This window comes from Streptomyces sp. KM273126 (assembly GCF_004337435.2).
Taxonomy (GTDB): domain Bacteria; phylum Actinomycetota; class Actinomycetes; order Streptomycetales; family Streptomycetaceae; genus Streptomyces; species Streptomyces acidicola.
Window position 1 is genome coordinate 1,367,366 of sequence record NZ_SJXB02000001.1, and the last position, 21,390, is coordinate 1,388,755.

The 21,390-nt window shown below is 70.7% G+C and carries 17 protein-coding genes; 7 read left to right on the top strand and 10 right to left on the bottom strand.

Annotation, left to right across the window (positions count from 1 at the left end; translation table 11 throughout):
• Positions 1-218: 218 nt before the first annotated feature.
• Entirely contained in the window at positions 219-2,582 is a 2,364-nt protein-coding gene (locus E0500_RS05880) for a LamG-like jellyroll fold domain-containing protein (protein WP_181586887.1), read from the bottom strand.
• 552 nt (positions 2,583-3,134) lie between these two features.
• Here E0500_RS05880 and E0500_RS05885 point away from each other — a divergent pair.
• Positions 3,135-3,920: a cyclopropane-fatty-acyl-phospholipid synthase family protein gene (locus E0500_RS05885; protein WP_131568786.1), complete on the top strand. Its 786-nt coding sequence runs from the start codon at positions 3,135-3,137 to the stop codon at positions 3,918-3,920.
• A gap of 38 nt (positions 3,921-3,958) precedes the next feature.
• Here E0500_RS05885 and E0500_RS05890 read toward each other — a convergent pair whose 3' ends face one another.
• The 6 genes from E0500_RS05890 to E0500_RS05915 form a co-directional block, all read right to left on the bottom strand.
• On the bottom strand, positions 3,959-5,428 hold the full coding sequence (locus E0500_RS05890) for an aldehyde dehydrogenase family protein (protein WP_181586888.1): 1,470 nt from the start codon (positions 5,426-5,428) through the stop codon (positions 3,959-3,961).
• Positions 5,429-5,436: 8 nt separating this feature from the next.
• On the bottom strand, positions 5,437-7,167 hold the full coding sequence (locus E0500_RS05895; protein ID WP_131568790.1) for an amidohydrolase family protein: 1,731 nt from the start codon (positions 7,165-7,167) through the stop codon (positions 5,437-5,439).
• A 120-nt stretch (positions 7,168-7,287) separates the two neighbouring features.
• Complete coding sequence (locus tag E0500_RS05900; RefSeq protein ID WP_131568792.1) at positions 7,288-8,406, bottom strand: LLM class flavin-dependent oxidoreductase; 1,119 nt, start codon at positions 8,404-8,406, stop codon at positions 7,288-7,290.
• A 113-nt stretch (positions 8,407-8,519) separates the two neighbouring features.
• Positions 8,520-9,302, bottom strand: coding sequence for an SDR family NAD(P)-dependent oxidoreductase (locus E0500_RS05905; RefSeq protein ID WP_131568794.1), 783 nt, complete (start codon positions 9,300-9,302; stop codon positions 8,520-8,522).
• Between the two features lie 33 nt (positions 9,303-9,335).
• The gene (locus tag E0500_RS05910; RefSeq protein WP_131568804.1) at positions 9,336-10,244 is read right to left on the bottom strand and encodes an LLM class F420-dependent oxidoreductase; all 909 of its coding nucleotides are present in this window, start codon (positions 10,242-10,244) and stop codon (positions 9,336-9,338) included.
• A 26-nt stretch (positions 10,245-10,270) separates the two neighbouring features.
• Positions 10,271-11,518 carry an amidohydrolase family protein gene (locus E0500_RS05915; RefSeq protein WP_131568796.1) on the bottom strand — a complete coding sequence of 416 codons (1,248 nt, stop codon included), beginning with the start codon at positions 11,516-11,518 and terminating at the stop codon, positions 10,271-10,273.
• 284 nt (positions 11,519-11,802) lie between these two features.
• On the opposite strand from E0500_RS05915, the gene E0500_RS05920 reads away from it, so the two are divergent.
• Positions 11,803-14,850, top strand: a complete 3,048-nt coding sequence (locus tag E0500_RS05920; RefSeq protein WP_131568798.1) for a BTAD domain-containing putative transcriptional regulator — start codon at positions 11,803-11,805, stop codon at positions 14,848-14,850.
• Positions 14,851-15,066: 216 nt separating this feature from the next.
• Entirely contained in the window at positions 15,067-15,387 is a 321-nt protein-coding gene (locus tag E0500_RS43565) for a hypothetical protein (RefSeq protein WP_258572637.1), read from the top strand.
• A gap of 4 nt (positions 15,388-15,391) precedes the next feature.
• Here the strand turns inward: E0500_RS43565 and E0500_RS05930 are convergent, their stop codons facing one another.
• Together E0500_RS05930 and E0500_RS05935 are read right to left on the bottom strand one after the other, a co-directional pair.
• Positions 15,392-15,913 carry an ATP-binding protein gene (locus E0500_RS05930; RefSeq protein WP_309504972.1) on the bottom strand — a complete coding sequence of 174 codons (522 nt, stop codon included), beginning with the start codon at positions 15,911-15,913 and terminating at the stop codon, positions 15,392-15,394.
• Positions 15,910-16,095: a hypothetical protein gene (locus E0500_RS05935; RefSeq protein WP_131568808.1), complete on the bottom strand. Its 186-nt coding sequence runs from the start codon at positions 16,093-16,095 to the stop codon at positions 15,910-15,912. The genes E0500_RS05930 and E0500_RS05935 overlap by 4 nt, the downstream gene beginning before the upstream one ends.
• Before the next feature lie 198 nt (positions 16,096-16,293).
• Here E0500_RS05935 and E0500_RS05940 point away from each other — a divergent pair, with 198 nt between their 5' ends.
• The 4 genes from E0500_RS05940 to E0500_RS05955 all read left to right on the top strand — a co-directional run bounded on the left by E0500_RS05940 (position 16,294) and on the right by E0500_RS05955 (position 19,673).
• Positions 16,294-17,145: a helix-turn-helix transcriptional regulator gene (locus tag E0500_RS05940; protein ID WP_131568800.1), complete on the top strand. Its 852-nt coding sequence runs from the start codon at positions 16,294-16,296 to the stop codon at positions 17,143-17,145.
• Entirely contained in the window at positions 17,126-17,329 is a 204-nt protein-coding gene (locus E0500_RS05945; protein ID WP_131568802.1) for a DUF397 domain-containing protein, read from the top strand. Before E0500_RS05940 ends, E0500_RS05945 begins: the two co-directional genes overlap by 20 nt.
• Positions 17,330-18,312: 983 nt before the next feature.
• Positions 18,313-19,410, top strand: coding sequence for a hypothetical protein (locus E0500_RS05950; RefSeq protein ID WP_181586889.1), 1,098 nt, complete (start codon positions 18,313-18,315; stop codon positions 19,408-19,410).
• Entirely contained in the window at positions 19,311-19,673 is a 363-nt protein-coding gene (locus E0500_RS05955; RefSeq protein WP_131571512.1) for a hypothetical protein, read from the top strand. Before E0500_RS05950 ends, E0500_RS05955 begins: the two co-directional genes overlap by 100 nt.
• A gap of 30 nt (positions 19,674-19,703) precedes the next feature.
• Here the strand turns inward: E0500_RS05955 and E0500_RS05960 are convergent, their stop codons facing one another.
• Positions 19,704-21,302 (bottom strand): FadD3 family acyl-CoA ligase, encoded by a 1,599-nt coding sequence (locus E0500_RS05960; RefSeq protein ID WP_131571514.1) that lies wholly within the window; start codon positions 21,300-21,302, stop codon positions 19,704-19,706.
• Between the last annotated feature and the right edge of the window lie 88 nt (positions 21,303-21,390).

Sequence of the window (21,390 nt, forward strand, 5' to 3'; positions counted from 1 at the left end):
GGCACTCGAAGCGGTCGTCGGCAGGGCCGTGGCCAACGCCGTCGTCACTGTTAACGGCAGCACGAATCTGCCCTTGAGTCTCATCACTGATCCTGCTCATCAGGCGATCAAGCGAGCGGAGAACTGGTCTCCGGTGCTTGAGAAGAAACCGGGCCCGGTACTGCAGGACTTGCAGGACTTGCCTACCGGGCCCCGGAAAGGAAACGGTTCTGCGACCGTCAGTTCTTGACCTGGATACCGTCGTTGAAGATCTCGTCGACGCCGATGGCCCGGTCCCAGACACGGATGTTGTCGATGGTCCCGGCGAGGTGTTCCTGGGAGGTGCTCTGGTGGTACAGCCTGCCGATCTGGAGGCCGCCCGACGCACGCCACGGGGTGGTGAAGTCGGCCGCCGCCTGGGGCCTGCCGTTCACGAACAGCTGGATCTTCTTCGCCGACGCGTCGTACACCCCGGCCAGATGCGTCCACACCCCGGCCTGCGCCACGTCCGTACTCATCGACCGGACGATCGCCGGCTCATCGACGTCGGTGGCGTGCCGGTTGAAGACCCACTTGTCGTAGGTCTTGGAGTAGTACAGCTGGAAGCCGCTGGCGTGATTGCCCGACTGCGCCAGGAACGTGTGGTTCCTGTCCTTGTTGTCGAGCTTGACCCATGCCGACACGGAGTACGACTTGGTCGTGTCCACCACCGGACCAGCCGTGGCCGCGTACGCCGTCGTCCCGTTCAGCTTCAAGGCCGAACCCACCTTGCCCGCGGCACCGAGCTGAGCCCCGGCCCCGGCCACGGTCGCCACCGGACCGGCGCCCATGCCGCCACTGACCCGCGTGGCACCCGCGCCCTCGTCCAGCGGGAACGAGGCCAACTCCTGCAGATGCGCGGGGAGTCCGCCACCGGAGATCGTGGTCGCGTCGGCCTGCGTCAGGACCGACTGGACCGTCCGCACGTCATCGATGAGGCCGCCCGTGTTCTCCTGCCAGGCCCCCTGCCAGCGCAGCCTGCCGATCTGCAGGCCACCGCCCGCCCGCCAGGGGGTGGTGAACTCGGTCGCCGTCTGCGCCTTGCCGTTCACGAACAGCTGGATCTTCTGGGCCGAGGCGTCGTACGTCCCCGCGAGGTGCGTCCAGACCCCGGCCTGCGCCGCGCTCGTGCTCAGCGACCGGATGGTCGCCGCGTCGTCGGCGTCCTTGGAGTGCCGGTTGAACACCCACTTGTCGTAGGCCTTCGAGTAGTACAGCTGGAACCCGCTGGCACGATTCCCCGACTGCGACAGGAACGTGTGGTTCCTGTCCTTGTCGTCCAACTTCACCCACGCCGACACCGAGAACGACTTCGTCGTGTCCACCACCGGACCAGCCGTCGCCGCGTACGCCGACGTCCCGTTCAGCCGCAACGCCGAACCGACCTTGCCCACGGCGCCCGGCTCGGCGCCACCGGCCAGCGCCGCGGTGAACTCCTGCGCCGCGCCCCCGAGCACACGCCGCGACCCGGCACCCTCATCCAGGGCGAAGGCGGCCTTACCGGTGAAGGCGCTGCTGTTGAGCCAGGCGGCGATGTTGTCGGTGCGGGCCGCGGTGGCGCTGTCGCCCTGCCCGGACTGGCCCAGGCAGCCGACGTGGTCGGCGAGGCTCTGCACCGCCGTGATACGGCCCCCTCCGTCGAGGACCGGACCGCCGGCATCGCCCTTGCAGATCCGGCCGCCCGCCAGCGTCACGCTCGTCGCGCTCGTGCTGCTCTGGGTGACGCTGCTGTTGTGGGGGCCGCCGGGCACCCACGCCTTGTCGGTACGGCCGTATCCGGCGGCGACCAGCGGCGCTCCGTCGGCGGCCGCCCTGCCCGCGAGGGTGGCGGGGGCGATGTCGGTGAGCGGACCCGCCAGGCGGGCCAGCACCACGTCACGATCGTCACGCGGCACCAGGTAGTTGATCCTCACCGGGGCCTTGCCCGCGAAGACGGCCGTGGCCTCGCGCGTCGGCTCGCCCGCCTGCACAGGCTTGGCCGGATCGTCGGAGAAGCAACTCGCCGCGGTCAGCACCCAGGTCCTGTCGACCAGGGCACCGCTGCATCCCCGGCCCTCCGCCTGACCGGCCCGTCCCACGACGACACGGGCCAGCCACGGACGGGCCGAGTCGCCGGTCACCACCGCGGGCTTGTCCTCGCCGACGCTGAGCTCCAGCACCGTGGACGTGAGGGCGGGATCGATCCCCTCCCCCAACGTCATCCAGGTCCCGGGCTCCAGGCCGATCTCCTCGACCTTGCTCTCGTTGGTCCTGGGATCCTCCGTGCGCACCGTCGCCGTGACGCCGTCCCGGGTGTCGGATTTCGCCAAGTAGCTCTTCTCGATCTCCAAAGCCAGATATCCCACCGGCCCGGAAACCGCGAAACACGCATTACCGCTGGTACGACTGTTGATCCGCAGCAGATCACTGCCGCCGGAGGCACAGTCGGCCAGCATGATGTTCCCGTCACCGGAGATGAGCTTGAGGCCTTTCTCGGCCAACAGCTTGTCCCGGTCCGGGTAAGCGAAATCCTCGACCAGGGAGCCCGTCCCGTCACCAGGCGCCGCCTGTGAAACACCAGCCATCGGACCCGTGTTCAGGACCGTCGCCGCGGCTAAGGCCGCAAGAGTCACCGCTGTCGGCCGCCAGAGCATGCCGCGCCGCACCATAAACGAACTCCCCCCATGAAATGAAAGATCAACGATCAGTCGTGCCGCACAGAAAGAGGTCGGCACGCGTCGATCAGGTGATACCGAACGGCGGGTCAGGCCGTCAGCCACAAAGTGCCACGCCCTTGAACAAGTCTTGACGTGAGCAACCCAACGGAGCCTCACCCATGGCGCCTCAATTGTCAAAGAAAATTCACAACTGACACTCGCTCATCACCTCTCTATTGGGCACTCCGACACAGCAGCCGGGGAGGTAGGAATGCGGCTCGGCCCCAGTCGGCCACCGCCATGTGGTGTTGGCCACAGGGTCGCTCTCCGTTCAGACATCAACCGCGTCGGGCGGCAGCCGTACTCCTCGACCAGGCAGCCGGCCACCGGCCCCACGACCGCGCGACGACCGCGCGACGACCGCACGACCACACGAAAACCGGCAGACAGCCATCCCTCACCCACGCCAAGATCCTCCCCATGGATCGCCGACGCATCAGCGCCCTCGCCCACGCCGACCACCCCGTCGCCGCGCCCCTGAGCGACACCTCCGTGGCCCGCCTCCTCGATCGCGCCCTGCGGGACGGGACCGTGCCGGACGGGGCCGAGCTAGACAGGGACGAGCGGATACTCGATCTCGGGTGCGGGGAGGCGGCCTGGCTGGTGCGGGCCGTTGAGGGGCGGCCGGGGGTGAGCGCCCACGGGGTCGACCTGGATGCCGGCACCATCGCCGGGGCCCGCGACGAGATCGCCGCGCGCGGGCTCGGCGACCGGGTCACCCTGCACGCCCAGGACGCCCGCGAGTTCGCCGCCGACGAGCCGTTCGACCTGGTGCTCTGTGTCGGCGCCACCCACGCCTTCGGCGGTCTGCTGCCCACCCTCGAAGCGGCCCGGCGCCATCTCGCCCCGGGCGGTACGGCCCTGATCGGCGACGCCTTCTGGGAGCGTGAGCCCGGCCAGGGCACGCTCGACGCCGGGTTCGCGGCCGACGACTACGCCGATCTCGGGGCGACCGTCGACAGGATCGTCGCGGACGGGTGGACGCCGGTGTACGGGCACATCAGCACCACCGAGGAGTGGGACGAGTACGAGTGGTCGTGGACCGGGTCCCTGTCCCGGTGGGCCCTGGACCATCCCGACGACCGGGGCAGCGGCGAGGCACTCAAGGCCGCCGCCGAGCACCGCTCCGGCTGGCTGCACGGCTACCGCCGCACCCTCGGCTTCGTCACGCTCGTACTGCGACGAACACCTGAGCATCAGCGGTGAGGTGAGGGGCCCGGCGTCACCCCGGCGTCACCCCGGCCTCACCCTGGCCACACCACCGCCTGCACCTCGCTGTACGCGTGCAGCGCGTACGAGCCCACGTCCCGTCCCACCCCGCTCTTCTTGAAGCCGCCGAACGGGGCCTCCATGTTGCGGCCGACGGTGTTCACGCCCACTCCGCCGGCCCGCAGGCGCCGTGCGACCCGGAAGGCGCGGGTCACGTCGCCGGACCAGACGTAGTCGATGAGGCCGTAGTCGGAGTCGTTGGCCAGGGCCACGGCCTCCTCCTCGTCTTCGAAGGGGAGGACGACCACGACCGGGCCGAAGATCTCCTCGCGGACCACCCGCATGTCGGGGGTGCAGTCCGCGAGGAGGGTGGGGGCGACGTAGAAACCGCGGTCCAGGGGCGGGCGTTCGCCGCCCGCGACCACCCTCGCGCCCTCCTTGCGGCCCAGTTCGACGTACGACTCCACGCGGTCCCGGTGAGCGGCCGAGATCACCGGGCCGACGACCGTGCCCGGGTCGCGCGGGTCGCCCACCGGCAACCGGCCCGCGTACGCCGCGAGGTGGGTGACCAGCGCGTCGTACACCCCGCGCTGGGCGAGCACCCGCGTGGGGGCCGTGCAGATCTGGCCGCTGTAGAACGAGAACGTCGTGCCGATGCCCGCCACCGCCGAGCCGAGGTCCGCGTCGTCGAAGACGACGGCCGCGCCCTTCCCGCCCAGCTCCATCAGTTGCCGTTTCATGCCCCGCCCGCACACCTCGGCGATGCGCTGTCCGACGGCCGTCGAGCCGGTGAAGCTCACCATGTCGACGTCGGGCGAGTCGACGGCCGCCTCACCCGCCTCCGCGCCGGAGCCGCTGACCACGTTCACGACGCCCGGCGGGGCGCCCGCGGCCTGCAGGGCCTCGGCCAGGCGGTAGACGGAGAGCGGGTCCTGGGGGGCGGGCTTCACGACCACCGTGTTGCCCATGGCCAGCGCGGGGGCGATCTTGCCGGCCGGGTTCGCCCAGGGGTTGTTGTACGACGTGACGCAGGTGACGACGCCGACGGGCTGACGTATCGCCAGGGCGCCTGTCACCGCGGCCTTGCCCAAGGGGCCCGCCTCGTTGATCTGCGGCGGAAGGGGCTGTTCGACGGGTTCCAGCGCGCCCTTCGCGTACCGCCTGAAACGCGACGCGCCCACCGCCACCTGCATCGCCCGCGCCGTCCCGGTCGTCGCACCGCTCTCGGCCTGCGCGAGCTCGGCGTACGGCACGAGATGGCGCTGGATGTGCTCCGACGCCCGGGCCAGAATCACCGCCCGCTCCTCCGGGGACGTACGCGACCACGGGCCGAAGGCCTCGCGGGCCGCGGCGGCGGCCGCGTACACCTGGTCCCGCGAGGCCTCCGGCGCCCACCCGACGACCCCCTCGGTCGCCGGGTCGACCACCTCGTAGTGCCCGCCGTCCGGCTCGACCCACGCGCCACCGATGAACAACTTTCCCCCGGCTGTCCCACCGGCTGTCACCCCGGCTGTCACCTGGTACTCACCGTCCGGGTGTCCCGCCCCGAGCGGAGCACCTTGCCCGGTACGGCACCGGTCACGACGTCGTCCCGGATCGCCTCGACGCCGTTGACCCAGACCGCCCGTACGCCGAGCGCCCTGGAGTCCAGCCGCGGGCTGTCTCCCGGCAGGTCGTGCACCAGGGTGGCCTTGCCCGCGTCGATGCGCTCCGGGTCGAAGAGGACCAGGTCCGCATGGAAGCCCTCCTCCACCCGGCCCCGCTCCCGCAGGCCGAACAGCTGCGCCGGGTCGTCCGTCAGCATCTTCACCGCCTGCTCCAGCGGCACCAGCCTCCGCCCGCGCAGACAGTCACCGATGAAGCGCGTGGTGTACGGGGCGCCGCACATGCGGTCCAGGTGCGCACCCGCGTCCGAGCCGCCCAGCATGACGTCCTCGTGCCGCCAGGTCTCGGAGCGCAGGGCCCAGGAGTCGGGGTCGTTGTCCGTGGGCATCGGCCACAGGACGGTGCGGAGGTCGTCCGCAGCACAGATCTCCACCAGGCACTCGAAGGGTTCCTGGCCGCGTTCGGCCGCGATGTCCCGTACGACCCGGCCGGTCAGGCCCTCGTTGGCCGCACTGTAGGTGTCCCCGATGACGTACCGGCCGAAGTTGGTCAGCCGCCGCAGCACGCCCGCCTCCTTGGAGTGGGCGCCCTTCAGCATCTCGGCCCGCACCTCGGGGTCGCGCAGCCTGTCGATCCTCTCCGGGACGGGCAGGCTCAGGATCGGCCCCCACCCCGGGATCAGGTTCAGCGCGCAGAACGTGCCCAGCGACATGTTCATGGGCGTGAGGATCGGCATGGTCAACGCGACGATCCGGCCGCCGGACTTGCGGGCGCGCTCGCTGGCGAGGAGCTGCCGCGGTACGCGCTCGGGGACCGCCGCGTCGATCGTCAGCACGTTCCAGTTCAGGGGACGGCCGGCGGACGAGGTCATCTCCACGAAGAGGTCGATCTCCTCGTCGCTGAACTGGTCCAGGCAGCCCGCCACGATCGCCTCGATCTGCGTGCCCTCGTACTCGCCGACGGCCCGCGAGAGCGCCAGCAGCTCGGCGGGCTGCGCGTGCCGGGACGCGACCGGCTGCCCGTCGCCGTCGGAGTGCGAGCGCGACTGGGTGGTGGACAGCCCCCAGGCTCCCGCCTCCATCGCCTCACCCAACAGCCGTACCATCGCGTCGAGTTGCTCCGGCGACGGCTGCCCGCCCACGGCGTCCGGCCCCATGACGTACCGCCGCAGCGCACAGTGCCCCACCATGAAGCCCGCGTTGACGGCGATACGCCCCTCCAGGGCGTCCAGATAGTCCCCGAAGGTGTGCCAGCTCCAGGGCGCACCCTCCTCCAGGGCGACCAGCGACATGCCCTCGACCTTGGACATCATGCGACGGGTGTAGTCGGCGTCGTCGGGGCGGGCGGGGTTGAGCGGGGCCAGCGTGAACCCGCAGTTCCCGCCCGCGACCGTGGTCACCCCGTGGTTCAGGGACGGTGTCGCGTACGGGTCCCAGAACAGCTGGGCGTCGTAGTGCGTGTGCGGGTCGACGAAACCGGGGGCGAGGACGAGCCCGCTCGCGTCCTCGACCGTACGGGACTCCTCGGTGACGGTCCCGACGACAGCGATCCGCCCGTCACGTATCCCCACGTCGGCGGTGAAGGCGGGCGCGCCGGTACCGTCGACGACGGTCGCACCCTTGATGACGTGGTCGAGCATGAGCACATACCTCCTCGGGTGAGTGGGCGCGCCCCTGAAAGGGGCGCGTGACTGTGTCGATATGCGGCTCCGCCGCGTGGGCGCGATCAACCACAGACGACCCGCAGCCGCCGTCCAAGCTCAGACAGCCCCCCGGAACCGCGTAGTCCGATGCACAGGATCCGTATCGATCTTCGGAATCACGTGCTCCCCGACCAACCTGATCGTCTGCAACGTGTCCTCCCGCGAGATCCCCACCGGCAACCCGAAGCTCAACTGATCCGCCCCGGCCTGCTCCCACCGCTTGCACTGCGTGAGCACCTCGTCCGGATCACCGCAGATCAGCAGCTCCTCGGCGATGAGCAGCTCGATGATCTCCTCGGTGTACTCGGGCAGCGTCTCGGGCCACTGGGGGAACCCCTCGGGCCGCGGGAACGTGTCGTGGTACCGGAAGACGAGCGAGGGCAGATAGTGCAGCCCACCGCCGGCGGCAATCCGCACCGCCTCGGCGTGCGTCGGCGCGCAGATCGCGGTCGACGTCACCATGACGTTGTCGTTGACGAAGGCGCCGATCGGCTCGGCATCCACGACCGCCGTCTTGTACTGCTCCAGCACCCACTCCATGTCGGAGACCTTCTGCACGCTGAAGCCGAGCACGCCGAGGCCCTTGCGGGCGGCCATGGCGTACGAGGGCGGGGAACCGGCCGCGTACCACATCGCCGGGTGCGCCTTCCCGTACGGCTTCGGCAGCACCTTGCGCGGCGGGAGCGACCAGTGCTTGCCCTGGAACCCGGCGTACTCCTCCTGGAGCCACATCTTCGGGAACTCGGCGATGGTCTCTTCCCAGATCTCCTTGGTGTGGTTCATGTCGGTGATCCCGGGCAGGAAGCCGAGAATCTCATGGCTCCCGGCTCCCCGCCCGCTGCCGAACTCGAAGCGGTTCTCACTGAGGTGGTCCAGCATGGCCACCTTCTCGGCGACCTTCACCGGGTGGTTGACCTGGGCGAGGGGGTTGAAGATGCCGGAGCCGAGGTGGATGCGCTCGGTGGCGTGCGCCAGATAGCCCAGGAAGACGTCGTTGGCGGAGAGGTGGGAGTACTCCTCCAGGAAGTGGTGCTCGGACGCCCAGGCGTACTTGAAGCCGGACTTGTCCGCCTGGATGACGTACTCGGTCTCCTCCATCAGCGCCTTGTGCTCCGCGAGCGGGTCGGTCTCGGCCCGCTTGCCCACGTATCCCTGTACAAAGAGCCCGAATTCCAAGGAGGTTCACCGTCCCCAGTCTGTTTCTGACACTTCGTCAGATCGGCGGTATGCCGCCGACTGTGGCACCGTGCGCAGACACCGTCAATAGCTGACGGCCAGTCAGGCGACGCTCAGACAATGCTGACGCCGGCCAGCCAGCCCCCGTCGATCACGAACGGCTGCCCGGTGATGTAGGAGGAGTCGTCGCAGGTGAGGAAGAGCGCGAGCCGGGCCACCTCCTCGGGCTTCCCGACCCGCCCGAGCGGCACGAGCTTCCGGTAGTACTCGTCGAGGGCGTTCGCCGCCTTCTCGTGGTCGACGCCCGGGTCGAGCTGCGCCGGATTGGTCATGGCGGTGTCGATGGCGCCCGGGCAGACGGCGTTGACCCGTACCCCCTTCCCGGCCAGCTCCAGCGCCGCCACCTTCGTCAGCCCGACGATCGCGTGCTTGGTCGCGGTGTAGGCGCCCACGTACGCCATGCCGGTCACCCCCGTGTACGAGGCGGTGTTCACGATTGTGCCGCCGCCCGCCTCGGCGATCTCGGGAGCGACGGCCTTGATGCCCAGGAAGACCCCCACCTGGTTCACCTGGACGACCTGCTGGAACTCCTCCAGGGGTGTGTTGACCAGCTTGTTGAAGCGCAGGATGCCGGCGTTGTTGACGAGCCCGTCGATCCGCCCGTACGCGCCCTTCGCGGCGGCCACGGCGGCCCGCCAGTCGTCTTCACGGCCCACGTCGAGGTGCACGTACAGCGCGCCGGCACCCAACTCCTTCGCGAGCGCCTCGCCCCGGTCGTCGAGCACGTCGGCCACGACGACCTTGGCGCCTTCCGCCGCGAACAGGCGGGCCTCCTGCTCTCCCTGCCCGCGCGCCGCCCCCGTGACGAGGACGACACGACCGTCCAGCTTGCCCATGGCCACTCCTTACGGTTGGGGTTACGGATGGGGTCACGGGCCCAGGAGCGGCGCGACCTCAGCACCGAACGCGGTCATCTGGTCGGTGAGTTCACCGCGGTCGCGGCTGCGGAACCGAACCTGGATCTGGTCCACGCCCATCACCCGGTAGGCCCGCAGCGACTCGGCGAGCGCTTCGGGTGCGCCCGTGAGGGTGCGCCGCCCGACGTCCCAGCCGGGCTCACCCACGTACAGCGGTTCGGTGATGGCGCCGACGGTGAACGGACCCTCCGCGCCCACCTGCTCACGCAGGTCCCGCAGCCTGGCTATCTGCCCCGGCAGCCGGTCGCGCGGGTCGCCCTGCGGGAGCCAGCCGTCCCCACGTACGGCGGCCCGTCGTACGGCGGCCGGTGAGGAACCCCCGACCCAGACGGGCACATGCTGCTGGGCGGGCCTTGGGCGCTGGCCGAGCCCGTCGAAGTCGTACGCCTTCCCGTGGTGGGCCGGGAACTCCTCCGGCCCGAGGGCGGCCCGGAGCGCGTCGACGGACTCGTCCAGGAGGGCACCCCGGGCGGCGAAGTCGACGCCCAGCACCTCGAACTCCTCCCGTACGTGCCCGGCGCCGACGCCGAGGATCAGCCGGCCTCCGGAGAGGTGGTCGAGGGTCGCGTACTGCTTGGCGGTGAGGAGGGGGTGCCGGAGCGCGACGACCGCGACATGGCTGAGCAGCCGTACGCGTTCGGTGACCGCGGCGAGGAAGGCGAGCGTGGCGACCGGGTCGTACCAGACGGTGCTCATCGCGGCCGCGAGGCGGCGCGGGATCGCGACGTGGTCGCAGCTCGCGACGTACGCGAAACCGGAGCGGTCGGCGGTGCGGGCGATCTCGGCCAGGTCGTCCGGCCGGGCGTCGGCCTCCCACGGCTCGGCGTAGAGGGTGGACTGCGACTGGACGGGAAGCTGCATTCCGTACAGCAGGGGCTTCGGGGCGCTCAAGAGGTACCGCCCCCGGGTCCGGGCCACAGGCCGTCGTCCGTCAGCCCCAGCAGGTCGATGGCGTTGCGCCGGACGATCCGGTCGACCACGTCCGGGTCCAGGTGGCCCATCTGGGACTCGCCGACCTGGCGGGACTCGGGCCAGGTGGAGTCGGAGTGGGGGTAGTCGGTCTCGTACAGCACGTTGCCGACCCCGATGGAGTCCAGGTTGCGCAGCCCGAAGGCGTCGTCGAAGAAGCAGCCGTACACGTGCTCGGCGAACAGCTCGGACGGCGGCCGGTGCACCTTGTCGGCGACGCCGCCCCAGCCGCGGTTCTCCTCCCAGACGACGTCGGCGCGCTCCAGGATGTACGGGATCCAGCCGATCTGGCCCTCGGCGTACATCACCTTGAGGTTGGGGAAGCGTTCGAACTTGCCGCTCATCAGCCAGTCGACCATCGAGAAGCAGCAGTTGGCGAAGGTGATGGTGGAGCCGACGGCGGGCGGGGCGTCGGCCGACGTGGACGGCATCCTGCTCGACGACCCGATGTGCATGGCGATCACGGTGCCGGTCTCGTCGCAGGCTGCGAGGAACGGGTCCCAGGCGTCGGTGTGCACGGAGGGCAGGCCGAGGTGCGGCGGGATCTCGGAGAACGCGACGGCGCGCACGCCTCGTGCGGCGTTGCGGCGGACCTCGGCGGCGGCCAGTTCGGCGTCCCAGAGGGGGATGAGGGTGAGCGGGACGAGCCGGCCCCGGGCATCGGGCCCGCACCATTCCTCCACCATCCAGTCGTTGTAGGCCCGGACCCCGAGCAGCCCCAGCTCGCGGTCCTGCGCCTCGGTGAAGGTCTGACCGCAGAAACGCGGGAAGGTGGGGAAGCACACGGCCGACTGCACGTGGTTGACGTCCATGTCGGCGAGGCGCTGCTTGACGTCGTACGAGCCGGGGCGCATCTGCTCGTACGTGATGACCTCCAGTTTGATCTCGTCCCGGTCGAACCCGACGGCGGTGTCGAGGCGGGTGAGGGGCCGGTGCAGGTCCTCGTACACCCACCAGTCGCCGATGGGGCCGTCGTCGCCGGGGGAGCCCATGACCGGGGCGAACTTCCCGCCCAGGAAGGTCATTTCCTTCAGGGGCGCACGGACTATACGGGGGCCGGTGTCCCGGTACTTCCTCGGCAGGCGGTCCTGCCAGACGTTCGGGGGCTCCACCGTGTGGTCGTCGACGGAGATGATCTTCGGGAAGGGGGTGCCCATGGTGTCCATAGGGGGCACGGTAGCGCCGATCTGACGATGCGTCAGCTATCGCGGACGGGGCCGTGGGGCCTCGGCGCGAGGCCCCACATGGCCGTGTGCGAGGTCCTCCATGGCCGCGCGCGTGGCCGAACCTTGACGTGTACGTGACCGGATCACGTACGACCGCACGAGGAGAGGGTGTGTAAACGTTGTGCCGTCCCATGTGGCGGCCTGTGATCAGTGCCCCCCACGGCTGACGCATCCGCCATGAACAAGGCAAACTGGCCTAGGTGTCAGGAGACCAGGGGGCGGCGATGGACGACGTTGTACCGCGAGTGCCTGAGCAGCGCGGCCCTGAGGACGCACGGCAACCAGCTGCCGAGGCGTCCGCGGCGCTGCGCTTCAGCGTGCTCGGCCCGGTGCGCGCCTGGCGCGGTGCGGAACCCCTGCCCACCGGCTCGCCACAGCAGCGCGCCCTGCTGGCGGCGCTGCTGCTGCGCGAGGGCCGTACGGCCACGGCGGGCGAACTGATCGACGCACTGTGGGGCGACGACCCGCCCTCCCAGGCCCTGGCCGCCGTCCGCACCTACGCCTCACGTCTGCGCAAGGTCCTCTCACCCGGCGTACTGATCAGCGAGTCGGGCGGTTACGCCATCCGCCTCGCCGACCAGCACACCGGGACCTCCGGGTCCACCGGGTTCACCGGGACCTCCGGGTCCACCGAGCCCTCTGGCACGAGCGGCGCCCTCGACCTGTCCCTGGCCCAGGAACTGGCGGCCGACGCGGAGAAGGCGAAGGCGACCGGAGACCTCTGCCACGCCCGCGCACTGCTGAACAAGGCGCTGAGCCTGTGGGACGGCGAGGTCCTGGCGAGCGTCCCGGGTCCGTACGCGGAGGCCCAGCGGGCACGGCTGGACGAGTGGCACCTCCAGCTCATCGAGACCCGTATGGACATGGACCTCGAACAGGGCTGCCACGCGGAAGCCGTCTCCGAACTCACCGCCCTGACAGCGGCCCACCCGCTGCGGGAACGCCTGCGCGAGCTGCTCATGCTGGCCCTGTACCGCAGCGGGCGCCAGGCCGAGGCCCTCGCCGTGTACGCGGACACGCGGCGGCTGCTGGCGGACGAGCTGGGCGTGGACCCGCGCCCCGGGCTGAAGGAACTCCAGCAGCGCATCCTCCAGGCCGACCCGGCCCTGGCGGAACCCTCGGCCCCCCTGACCCCGGAGCCCTCGGCCACCCCGGTGCGCCCGGCCCAGCTCCCCGCCACCGTCCCGGACTTCACCGGCCGGACGTCCTTCGTGTCCGAGCTGAGCGAGGTACTCGCGTCGGCATCGGCCGCCGAGGGACGCGTCATGGCCGTGTCCGCGCTGGCGGGCATAGGTGGCGTGGGCAAGACGACGCTGGCCGTCCATGTCGCCCACCAGGCGCGGGGAGCCTTCCCCGACGGGCAGCTGTACGTGGACCTGCAAGGGGCGGGCACGCGGGCCGCGGAACCGGAAACGGTGCTGGGCGCCTTCCTGCGCGCCCTCGGCACCGCCGACGAGGCCATCCCGGACTCCCTGGAGGAGCGGGCTGCCCTGTACCGCTCGGTCCTGGACGGCCGCCAGGTCCTCGTACTCCTGGACAACGCCCGGGACGCGGCCCAGGTACGGCCCCTGCTGCCCGGCACGGAGGGGTGCGCCGCGCTCGTCACCTCCCGGGTACGGATGGTGGACCTGGCCGGGGCACACCTCGTCGACCTGGACGTGATGTCGCCCGAGGAGGCCCTCCAGCTCTTCACGAAGATCGTGGGCGAGGAACGGGTGGCCTCGGAGCGGGAGTCGGCCCTGGACGTGGTGGCGGCGTGCGGTTTCCTGCCGCTGGCGATCCGGATCGCCGCGTCCCGCCTGGCTGCGCGCCGCACATGGACGGTCTCGGTACTGGCGGCGAAGCTGGGGGACGAGCGGCGTCGACTGGACGAACTCCAGGCCGGGGATCTGGCCGTGAAGGCCACCTTCGAGCTCGGGTACGGCGCGCTGGAGCCGGCGCAGTCGCGGGCCTTCCGGCTGCTGGGGCTGGCGGACGGGCCGGACATCTCGCTGGCGGCGGCAGCGGCGGTACTGGACCTGCCGGTGGACGAGACCGAGGACGTGCTGGAGTCCCTCGTCGACACGTCGCTGCTGGAGTCGGCGGCGCCGGGACGCTACCGCTTCCACGATCTGGTGAGGCTCTACGCGCGCGCGTGCGCGGAGAGGGACGAGCAGCCGCCGGGCGAGCGGGATGCGGCGATGTCGCGGTTGCTGGACTTCTATCTGGCTACGGCGGCAGAGGTCTATGCGATCGAGCGGCCGGGGGACCGGCTGGTGGACGACCTGGAGGTGACGGAGTACGCGGGGCTGCGGTTCACCGAGGGAAGCCAGGCCCTCGACTGGCTCTACACCGAGGCCGCACCCCTGCTGGCCTGCGTACGACAGTCGGCGGGGACGGAACGGCTGCGGCGGGCGGTGGATCTGCTGTGGGCGTCCAAGGACCTCACCGAGTCAGGCGCCAACTCCCACCAGTACGAGACAACCGCACGGGCAATGTGCGAGGCCACGCAGGCGTCAGGGGACGCCCGGGCGGAGGGCAGGGCACGGACGGTCCTCACCGACGTCCTCCTGGTCTCCGGCCGCATCGAGCAGGCGGAGGAGGAGGCGCGGCTCGCCATGGAGCTCGCGGGCTCGGCGCAGGACGCGACCGCTGCCAGTTGGGGGGCCAACAACCGGGGGCTCATCTGCCTGCACCAGGGCCGGTACGCGGACGCCAAACCCTTCTTCGACCAGGCGATCCAGGGGCTGCGGGCAGCCGGCAACCGCCCCTTCGAGGCGACCAGCCTGTGCAACCTCTCCCGTGCCCACCTGGGCATGGGCAGCATCGCGAAGGCGGTCGAGTTCGCCAAGCGTGGTGTCGCCATCCACGCCGAGTTCGGCCGCACGGTGCGCCTCGCCAACAGCCACTACGCCGTGGGCATCGCTCTGAACCGGGCCGATCGGCACACAGAGGCCCTCGGTCAGTTCTTCGAAGCCCTGGGCATCCTCAGCGACCACCGGCAACGGCTCTGGGAGGGCACCACCCACTTCCGTATCTCCGAGGTGCACCTGGCCGCACGGCGCCCCGCCCAAGCGGCCCAGCACGCCGAGCAGGCCCTCGCCCTCGGCTGCATCGGTGGTGACCGGATGCGAGGGAACGTCCTGACGCTTCTGGGACGTGCGCTGTCCGTACTGGGTCAGGTGGACCGGGCCAGGGCCTGCTGGCGTGACGCGCTGGGCCTTTACGAACAGAACGGGACCGAGGAGGCCGACGTGGTGCGCGCGCTGCTGACGCCCGCCACCGCGGCGTGAACGGCGCTTCTCCCAGCAGACAGTCGCGGACGTTCAGCATTCGTTTATCTCCACCCGGCACTCTCGTACCTGTCACACCGTCGCGTCGGGGGGCAGGCGGTCTGATCAGGAGCCCGACCAGTTAAGGTGCGGCTCCGAACGCCCGTCCAGCAGCCCTCGGGGGAGCTTCTGGACGGGCGTTCCTCACTCGTCACCACAGCAGAGGAAGTCAAGCGCATGACGGACAAGAAGAAGGACGTGGAGACCGCCCAGGGGGACGTCCAGACCGCGGACGAGAACATCACCACGCTCGACGAAGTGATGCCCACGCCGAAGCCGACGGCGGATCCGGACGTCACCACGCTGGACAACCCGATGCCCACGCCGAAGCCGACGGCGGATCCGGACGTCACCACGCTGGACAACCCGATGCCCACGCCGAAGCCGAACGTCACCACGCTGGACAACCCGATGCCCACTGGCCCGGCCAAGGACGCCCTCACCACGATGGACAACCCCATGCCGGCCCCGCCCGCCCTGAAGCTGGACGGCAAGTAGACCATCATCCCGACGGGGATCGGCCGCGGCGGCGCGGAGGGGGAGCCGCCGCGGCCGAGGCGTTTCGCACGTCGGCCGGACCCGTCTCAGGAGACACAGGCTGAGCCGCGTTGCCCAAGCCGCTCCCGCTCCGCACCGTGCCAACCTCACCCAGCTCGCACCACACCGTCTTGCCGGACGCCCCCTGTTCGACACCCCATCGCAGCGCCACCGCGTCCAGCAGGGCAAGCCCGCGCCCGGTCTCGTCGTCGGCCGCGGCGTGCACGAGGACAGGCTGGGCGCGCTGTTCGGGGTCGGCGACCTCGACTCGGGTCAGACCACCCTCCCGCGACACGCGGAGCCGCAAAGGGGCGCCCTCCCCCACGTGCCGAATCACGTTGCCGACCAGCTCGCTGACGCACAGCTGCACGTCCCCGCACGGAGCACCCAGATGCTCCCGCACCACACGGCGCAGCTCGGGTACCGCCTTGGGGAACGCCAGCAGCTCGACCTCCAGGTCCGCTGACGTCTCGTACACCTCGCTCACCGGTCCGCCGCCCCGCGGAGTACGGCGACCAGCGTGCGCGCCGTCGCAACGTTGCAGTTGCCGAGTGCGAGCAGGCCGCCCTCGGACGGGTACGCGCTCGCGAAGCTCGGCAGATCCACGCGAAGCGACGGCAGCGTGATGCCGTGCTCGGCGAGGGCTGCCCGCAACTCCTCCACGCACAGCGCCGTGTCGTGGACCGAGGGGTTGCCGGGCGCGGGGTTGCCGGAGGGGGCTGTGGGGGCATGAGCTGGTACGCCTTTCCTGTTCCGCGCACCTTCGTGTGCGCTCCGTGACGAATCACTCACAGAGTGGCGTCACGCGACGTACCGTGAAAGGGATTCGCGTTGCGCAGCGCAACCGGAAAGAGACGGTGATGAGTTGTGCCCCCACGCAAGGATCCCGACGCTTCGGCGAACGTCCCCTCCTTCTACGGCGCCGAGTTGCGCTACCAGAGGGAGCTGGCGGGCCTGACGCTGGAGCAGTTGGCGGAGGGGAGCTTCCGCGGAATCTCGTTCCTGAGTCAGATCGAGCGCGGGGAGCGCCGCATGCCCCTCGACCTGGCCCGCCACGTCGACCAGAAGCTCGGCACGGACGGCTTTTTCGAGCGGCGCTGTGAAGACGCCCGCAGGGCACGGCAGTCGGGGCATGCGGAGTACTTCGCCGATGTGGCGGAGATGGAGCGGCATGCGGATGCGATCGAGGAGTGGGCTCCGATGCTCGTCCCCGGCCTGTTGCAGACATCCGTATACGCCCGCGCGATCGTGCGCGCCGCCATGCCCCGGGCGTCGGACGAGGAAGTAGAGCAGAAGGTGGCGGCCCGCATGTCGCGAGCAACGCTCTTCGACTCCGACGCCCCTCCCGCCTTCTGGGCGATCCTGGACGAGTCGCTGCTCCGCCGCCTGGTGCTGCCGGACGAGGGGATGGCCGACCTGCTGGAGCACATCGCGGAGGTGGTGCGCTCCACTCATTCCCTTCTGCAGATCGTCCCGGAAACCACCGCAGCGCATCCGTTCATGATGGGCATGACCAAGTTCATGACCTTCGCGGACGCCCCTCCCCTCGTCTACGCCGAGAGTCTGCACAGCGGCCAACTCATCGATTACCCAGCGCTCGTGAAGCAGTACCGGCAGTCGTACGATCTGCTCAGGGCCGCCGCACTACCACCCGAGGCGTCCCTGGCCATGATCGACGCAGCGGCGGAGGATTATCGAAATGGCAAGCACCGAACGTGACTTGAGCACCGCCCAGTGGCGCAAGAGCAGCTACAGCAACGGCACCGGCGGTGATTGCGTCGAGGTCGCCCGGAACCTCCCCGGCATCACCCCCGTCCGCGACTCCAAGAACCCCCGGGGCCCCAAGCTCGCGTTCCGGGCCGAGGCGTGGGCGGCGTTCATCGAAGGCGTGAAAGCCCGATAGGGGCCCCGCTTGCTCTTACCGTTCGTCGGTCAGTGCCCTCACAGAGGTCGCGTCCGGTGGGCCCGAGTCGATACGTGCCGTGGGGGCCGCCCGCTTCTTGGCCAGTGTCGTGCTTCCGCGAGCCGAGTAAAGGGCGCTCCGCTGTCGCTCCGCGTCGCCTTCGGCGATCGGCCTGCGGCCGACCCTTGACTCGGCTCGCTCCAGCACGGGTGAGAAGCGAGCGGACGGCCCGGAAAGACGGGGTGCCCAGCGAGTTTGCGCTTGAGCCGGGTCGAGAAGTGGACCGAGGCTGACGGGCGCGACCGCGTCCCGCATGCACGCCGGGTCGGCTCGGCGACTCACGGCCGGTGGCATGGCCGAGGGCCCACGCCGCCCGCCACACATCAACGAACCCGCCCACCAGAGAGCACCCGCACCCCCGAGCATGGGTAATTGGCAGATTTGGGCCACCTCGGGACAGGTAAGAGCCCAGGAGCGGGCAGTTGGGTGGTGTCTCAAACCTGCCAATTACCCTTCGGGGCACGACTCGTGGGGCTGGTGTGACGGGGGAGGGCTCGCCTTCCCCGTCCCCCATCCCCCATCCCCCGTCCCCGTCCCTGGCGCCTGCCCTCGCCCCGCTGCCCCCACCCCCACCCGCCGTACGCCGCCGAACCCGCCCGGCGTGCATGCGAGACGCGGTCGCGCCCGGCACCTCCGGCCAGCAATGCAGCCCACGCCACGCGCCCACCACCCTGGGGCCCGCTTTCCCGGGCCGCCCGCTCGTTTCTCACCCGTGCTGGAGCGGCCCGGGTCAAGGGTGGCCCGGAGGGCCATCGCCGAAGGCGACGCGGAGCGGCAGCGGAGCGCCCTTGACGCGGGTCGCGGAAGCACGACACTGACAAGAAGCGGGCGGCCCCCTTCCCGCCCCCTTCCCGCAGCACAGCCCCAGACCGGGTTATCCACAGGGCCAGACCAGGTGGCGGCTCCTTCGGCACCCTGGGGGCGTGGAACGTGCGGAGCTGCGGCGGCTGGTCGAAGGTGGCGTGCTGCTGACCTCCCGTGCTCTGGCTGCCGGGTGGTCCCGGCGGTCGCTCAACCGGACGCTCCGTGAAGGTGGGTGGACCCAGGTCCGGGCGGGCGCCTGGGTCGAGCCGGGGCGGGAGGTGGACTGGGGGACACGGTTGCGGGTCGTGCAGTTGCTGAAGCCGGAGCTGGTCGTCAGTCACCGCGCTGCGGCGGCCCTGTGGCGGATCGAGACGCTGGGCCCGGCGTTGGGCCCGGCGCGGGGCGTGCCTCTGGAGTTCATCGACCCGCACCTCGGCACCCGGCGAGAGGGCGGGGGTGTACGCGTCCACCGGATTCCCCTCGCTGCCCGTGAGGTCGTGGAGCGGGGCGGTCTGCGGGTCACCTCCGTGAACCGCACGCTGGCCGACCTCCTCCGGGCCGGGCCTAGGGACGAGGCCCTCGTCTCCGTGGACTCGGCGCTCTCCCGGCGGACGGTCGGACGGGTGCGGCGCGCTTCCCTCACCACGCCGGCCGCCCTCGCCGACGCCCTCGCGCCCGCCCCCGCGCTGGGCCCTCCCCTGCAAGGCGCGCTCAGGGCTCGCCGCTGGCTGGAGCTGGCCGACCCGCGCGCCGGATCGCCTGCCGAGACGATCGCCGGCCTCCGGATGCGGGACGCGGACCTCCGGCCCGAGAGCCAGGCCGAGTTGCGCACCCCTGACGGGCGACGCCGCTTCCTGGACTTCCTCTTCCGTGCCGAGGGACTGGGCGTGGAGATCGAGGGCTACGCCTACCACGGCACCCGGGAGTCCCACCGACGGGACGTGTACCGCTTCAACCAGGTCCTCCAGTGCCCGGAGGTCCGTACGCTCCTGCGCTTCACCGCGGAGGACGTCTTCCTCCGGCCCGCGAAGATGCTCACGGAGATCCGCGCGGCCCTCAGCCGTAGCAGGGCCGTGCTTCCGGCTTCCGGAACGAACCCTTCTGCCGTCTCCTCCCGGTGGACGACGCGAACCAGGCCGCGAACGTCTACCGCATCCCCGGCAAGGACGCCGACAAGCGCGACGCCGACCTCTGCGGTGCCGCCGAGAAGGGCGTGACGGTGCGGTTGTACGACACCGACGTCACCGAGGGCGAGCTCAAGGGGGTCGTCGATCGCATCAGCGGTGACATGGGGCGCTGGAAGGGCACCTTCATGATCTGGACGGTCGGGATGACCAGCCACTCCGTGAACGTCGGCGTCTCCGACCCCGAGAAGGCCGAGCCGATCCTCCGGGAGACCTACGGGGAGGAGGTCATGCGGCACGTCACGATCGAGCGGTCCGGGCAGCCCACCATCCTGCCGGGCCGGCCGGACAAGTGACAGGCCGACGGCGCGCCCAGGTCCCGTCCCTCAGCCCCGCCTCAGCTCCCCCTTCACCACCTTCCCGCTCGCGTTCCGCGGCAGTTCCGTCAGGAACTGCACCGACCTCGGCACCTTGTAGTTCGCCATCTCGCGGCGGGACCAGGCGATCAGGTCGTCCGCGGTGGTCGGGGACCCCGGTCGCCGGACCACGAACGCCTTGCCGACCTCGCCCAGCCGCACGTCCGGGACACCGATCACGGCCACGTCGGCCACGTCGGGGTGGAGCATGAGGAGTTGCTCTATCTCGGCGGGGTACGCGTTGAAGCCGCCGACGATGAACATGTCCTTGATCCGGTCGGTGATGCGGAGGTTGCCCGCCTCGTCCAGTACGCCCACGTCGCCCGTCCTCAGCCAGCCGTCCGGAGTGAGCGCCCTCGCGGTCTCGGCGGGGTCCTCGAAGTAGCCCCGCATGACGTTGAAGCCCCGGACCAGAACCTCGCCGGGCACGCCCACGGGCCGCGGCGCGCCCGACTGGGCCACCACCTTGACCTCCGTCCCCGGGATCGCCCGGCCGGACGTGGACGCGATCGCCTGCGCCTCGTCCCCGCGCCGGCACATCGTCACGATGCCGCTGGCCTCGGACAGGCCGTACGCGGTGAGGACCGTGTCCACCCGCAGCTCCGACCGCAGGCGCTCGACGAGTTGCAGGGGGACGACCGCCGCTCCCGTCACCACCAGCCGCAGCGTCGACAGGTCGTGGTCGTCACGGGACGGGTGGTCCAGGAGGGACTGGTGGAGGGTCGGGGGGCCGGGGAGGACCGAGATACGTTCCGAGGCTATGTTCGCCAGGGCCGTGTCCACGTTGAACACCGGCTGCGGGATCATCGTCGCGCCCCGCATCAGACAGGCCAGGACGCCCGCCTTGTAGCCGAAGGTGTGGAAGAAGGGGTTCACGATGAGGTAGCGGTCGCCGTGGCGCAGGCCCGCCAGGTCGCTCCACACCTCGTACGCGCGGAGCGTCTGCGCGTGGGTGATCACCGCGCCCTTGGGCCGGCCGGTCGTGCCCGAGGTGTAGACGATGTCGGAGGGCGAGTCCCCCGAGAGGGACCTCTCGCGGTCGCGCACGTGCCCCGCCGCCACCCCGTCGCCGCTCGCCAGGAAGTCCTTCCAGGTGCGGAAGTCGGCCGGTGCGTCGTCCGCGAGGACCACCACCTGTTCCAGGTGCGGGAGCGCGGGAAGCGGGCCGGGCCCGTGCCCCTGCCGGGCCGCCCGCCGCAGCGACGCCACGTACGAGGTGCCGAGGAAGGTGCCCGTGATGAAGAGCAGCTTCGCACGGCTGCGTTCGAGGACGTACGCCGCTTCCGCACCCTTGAACCGGGTGTTGAGCGGGACGAGGACCGCGCCCGCCGAGACCGCGCCCAGGGCCGAGACGATCCAGTCGAGGGTGTTGGGCGCCCAGATCGCCACACGGTCGCCGGTCCGGACACCGTTCGCGACGCAGGCCGCCGCGGCGCGTTCGACGCGGGCGCCGAGTTCCGCGTACGAGACGCGCGTACGGCCCTCCACCACCGCCTCGGTCTGGCCGTACCGCTCGGCCGCCGACCGGACCAGTCCGGGAATGCTCCCCCACTCCAAGTCACCGCGCACGACAGGCCGCCTCCCGAAGCCGTGGCACCGTAGCTGACGCAGCTGAGCTGACTCAGCCCACTTAGCTGACTACCCGTCAGATTAGCTG

Excerpts from the sequence above, each read along its gene's own strand:
- E0500_RS05915 (WP_131568796.1), bottom strand. The coding sequence starts at position 11,518 with ATGGACACCATGGGCACCCCCTTCCCGAAGATCATCTCCGTCGACGAC.
- E0500_RS05945 (WP_131568802.1), top strand. The coding sequence starts at position 17,126 with ATGGCAAGCACCGAACGTGACTTGAGCACCGCCCAGTGGCGCAAGAGC.
- E0500_RS43565 (WP_258572637.1), top strand. The coding sequence starts at position 15,067 with ATGACGGACAAGAAGAAGGACGTGGAGACCGCCCAGGGGGACGTCCAG.
- E0500_RS05880 (WP_181586887.1), bottom strand. The coding sequence starts at position 2,582 with ATGGCTGGTGTTTCACAGGCGGCGCCTGGTGACGGGACGGGCTCCCTG.
- E0500_RS05920 (WP_131568798.1), top strand. The coding sequence starts at position 11,803 with ATGGACGACGTTGTACCGCGAGTGCCTGAGCAGCGCGGCCCTGAGGAC.
- E0500_RS05885 (WP_131568786.1), top strand. The coding sequence starts at position 3,135 with ATGGATCGCCGACGCATCAGCGCCCTCGCCCACGCCGACCACCCCGTC.
- E0500_RS05905 (WP_131568794.1), bottom strand. The coding sequence starts at position 9,302 with ATGGGCAAGCTGGACGGTCGTGTCGTCCTCGTCACGGGGGCGGCGCGC.
- E0500_RS05895 (WP_131568790.1), bottom strand. The coding sequence starts at position 7,167 with ATGCTCGACCACGTCATCAAGGGTGCGACCGTCGTCGACGGTACCGGC.
- E0500_RS05910 (WP_131568804.1), bottom strand. The coding sequence starts at position 10,244 with ATGCAGCTTCCCGTCCAGTCGCAGTCCACCCTCTACGCCGAGCCGTGG.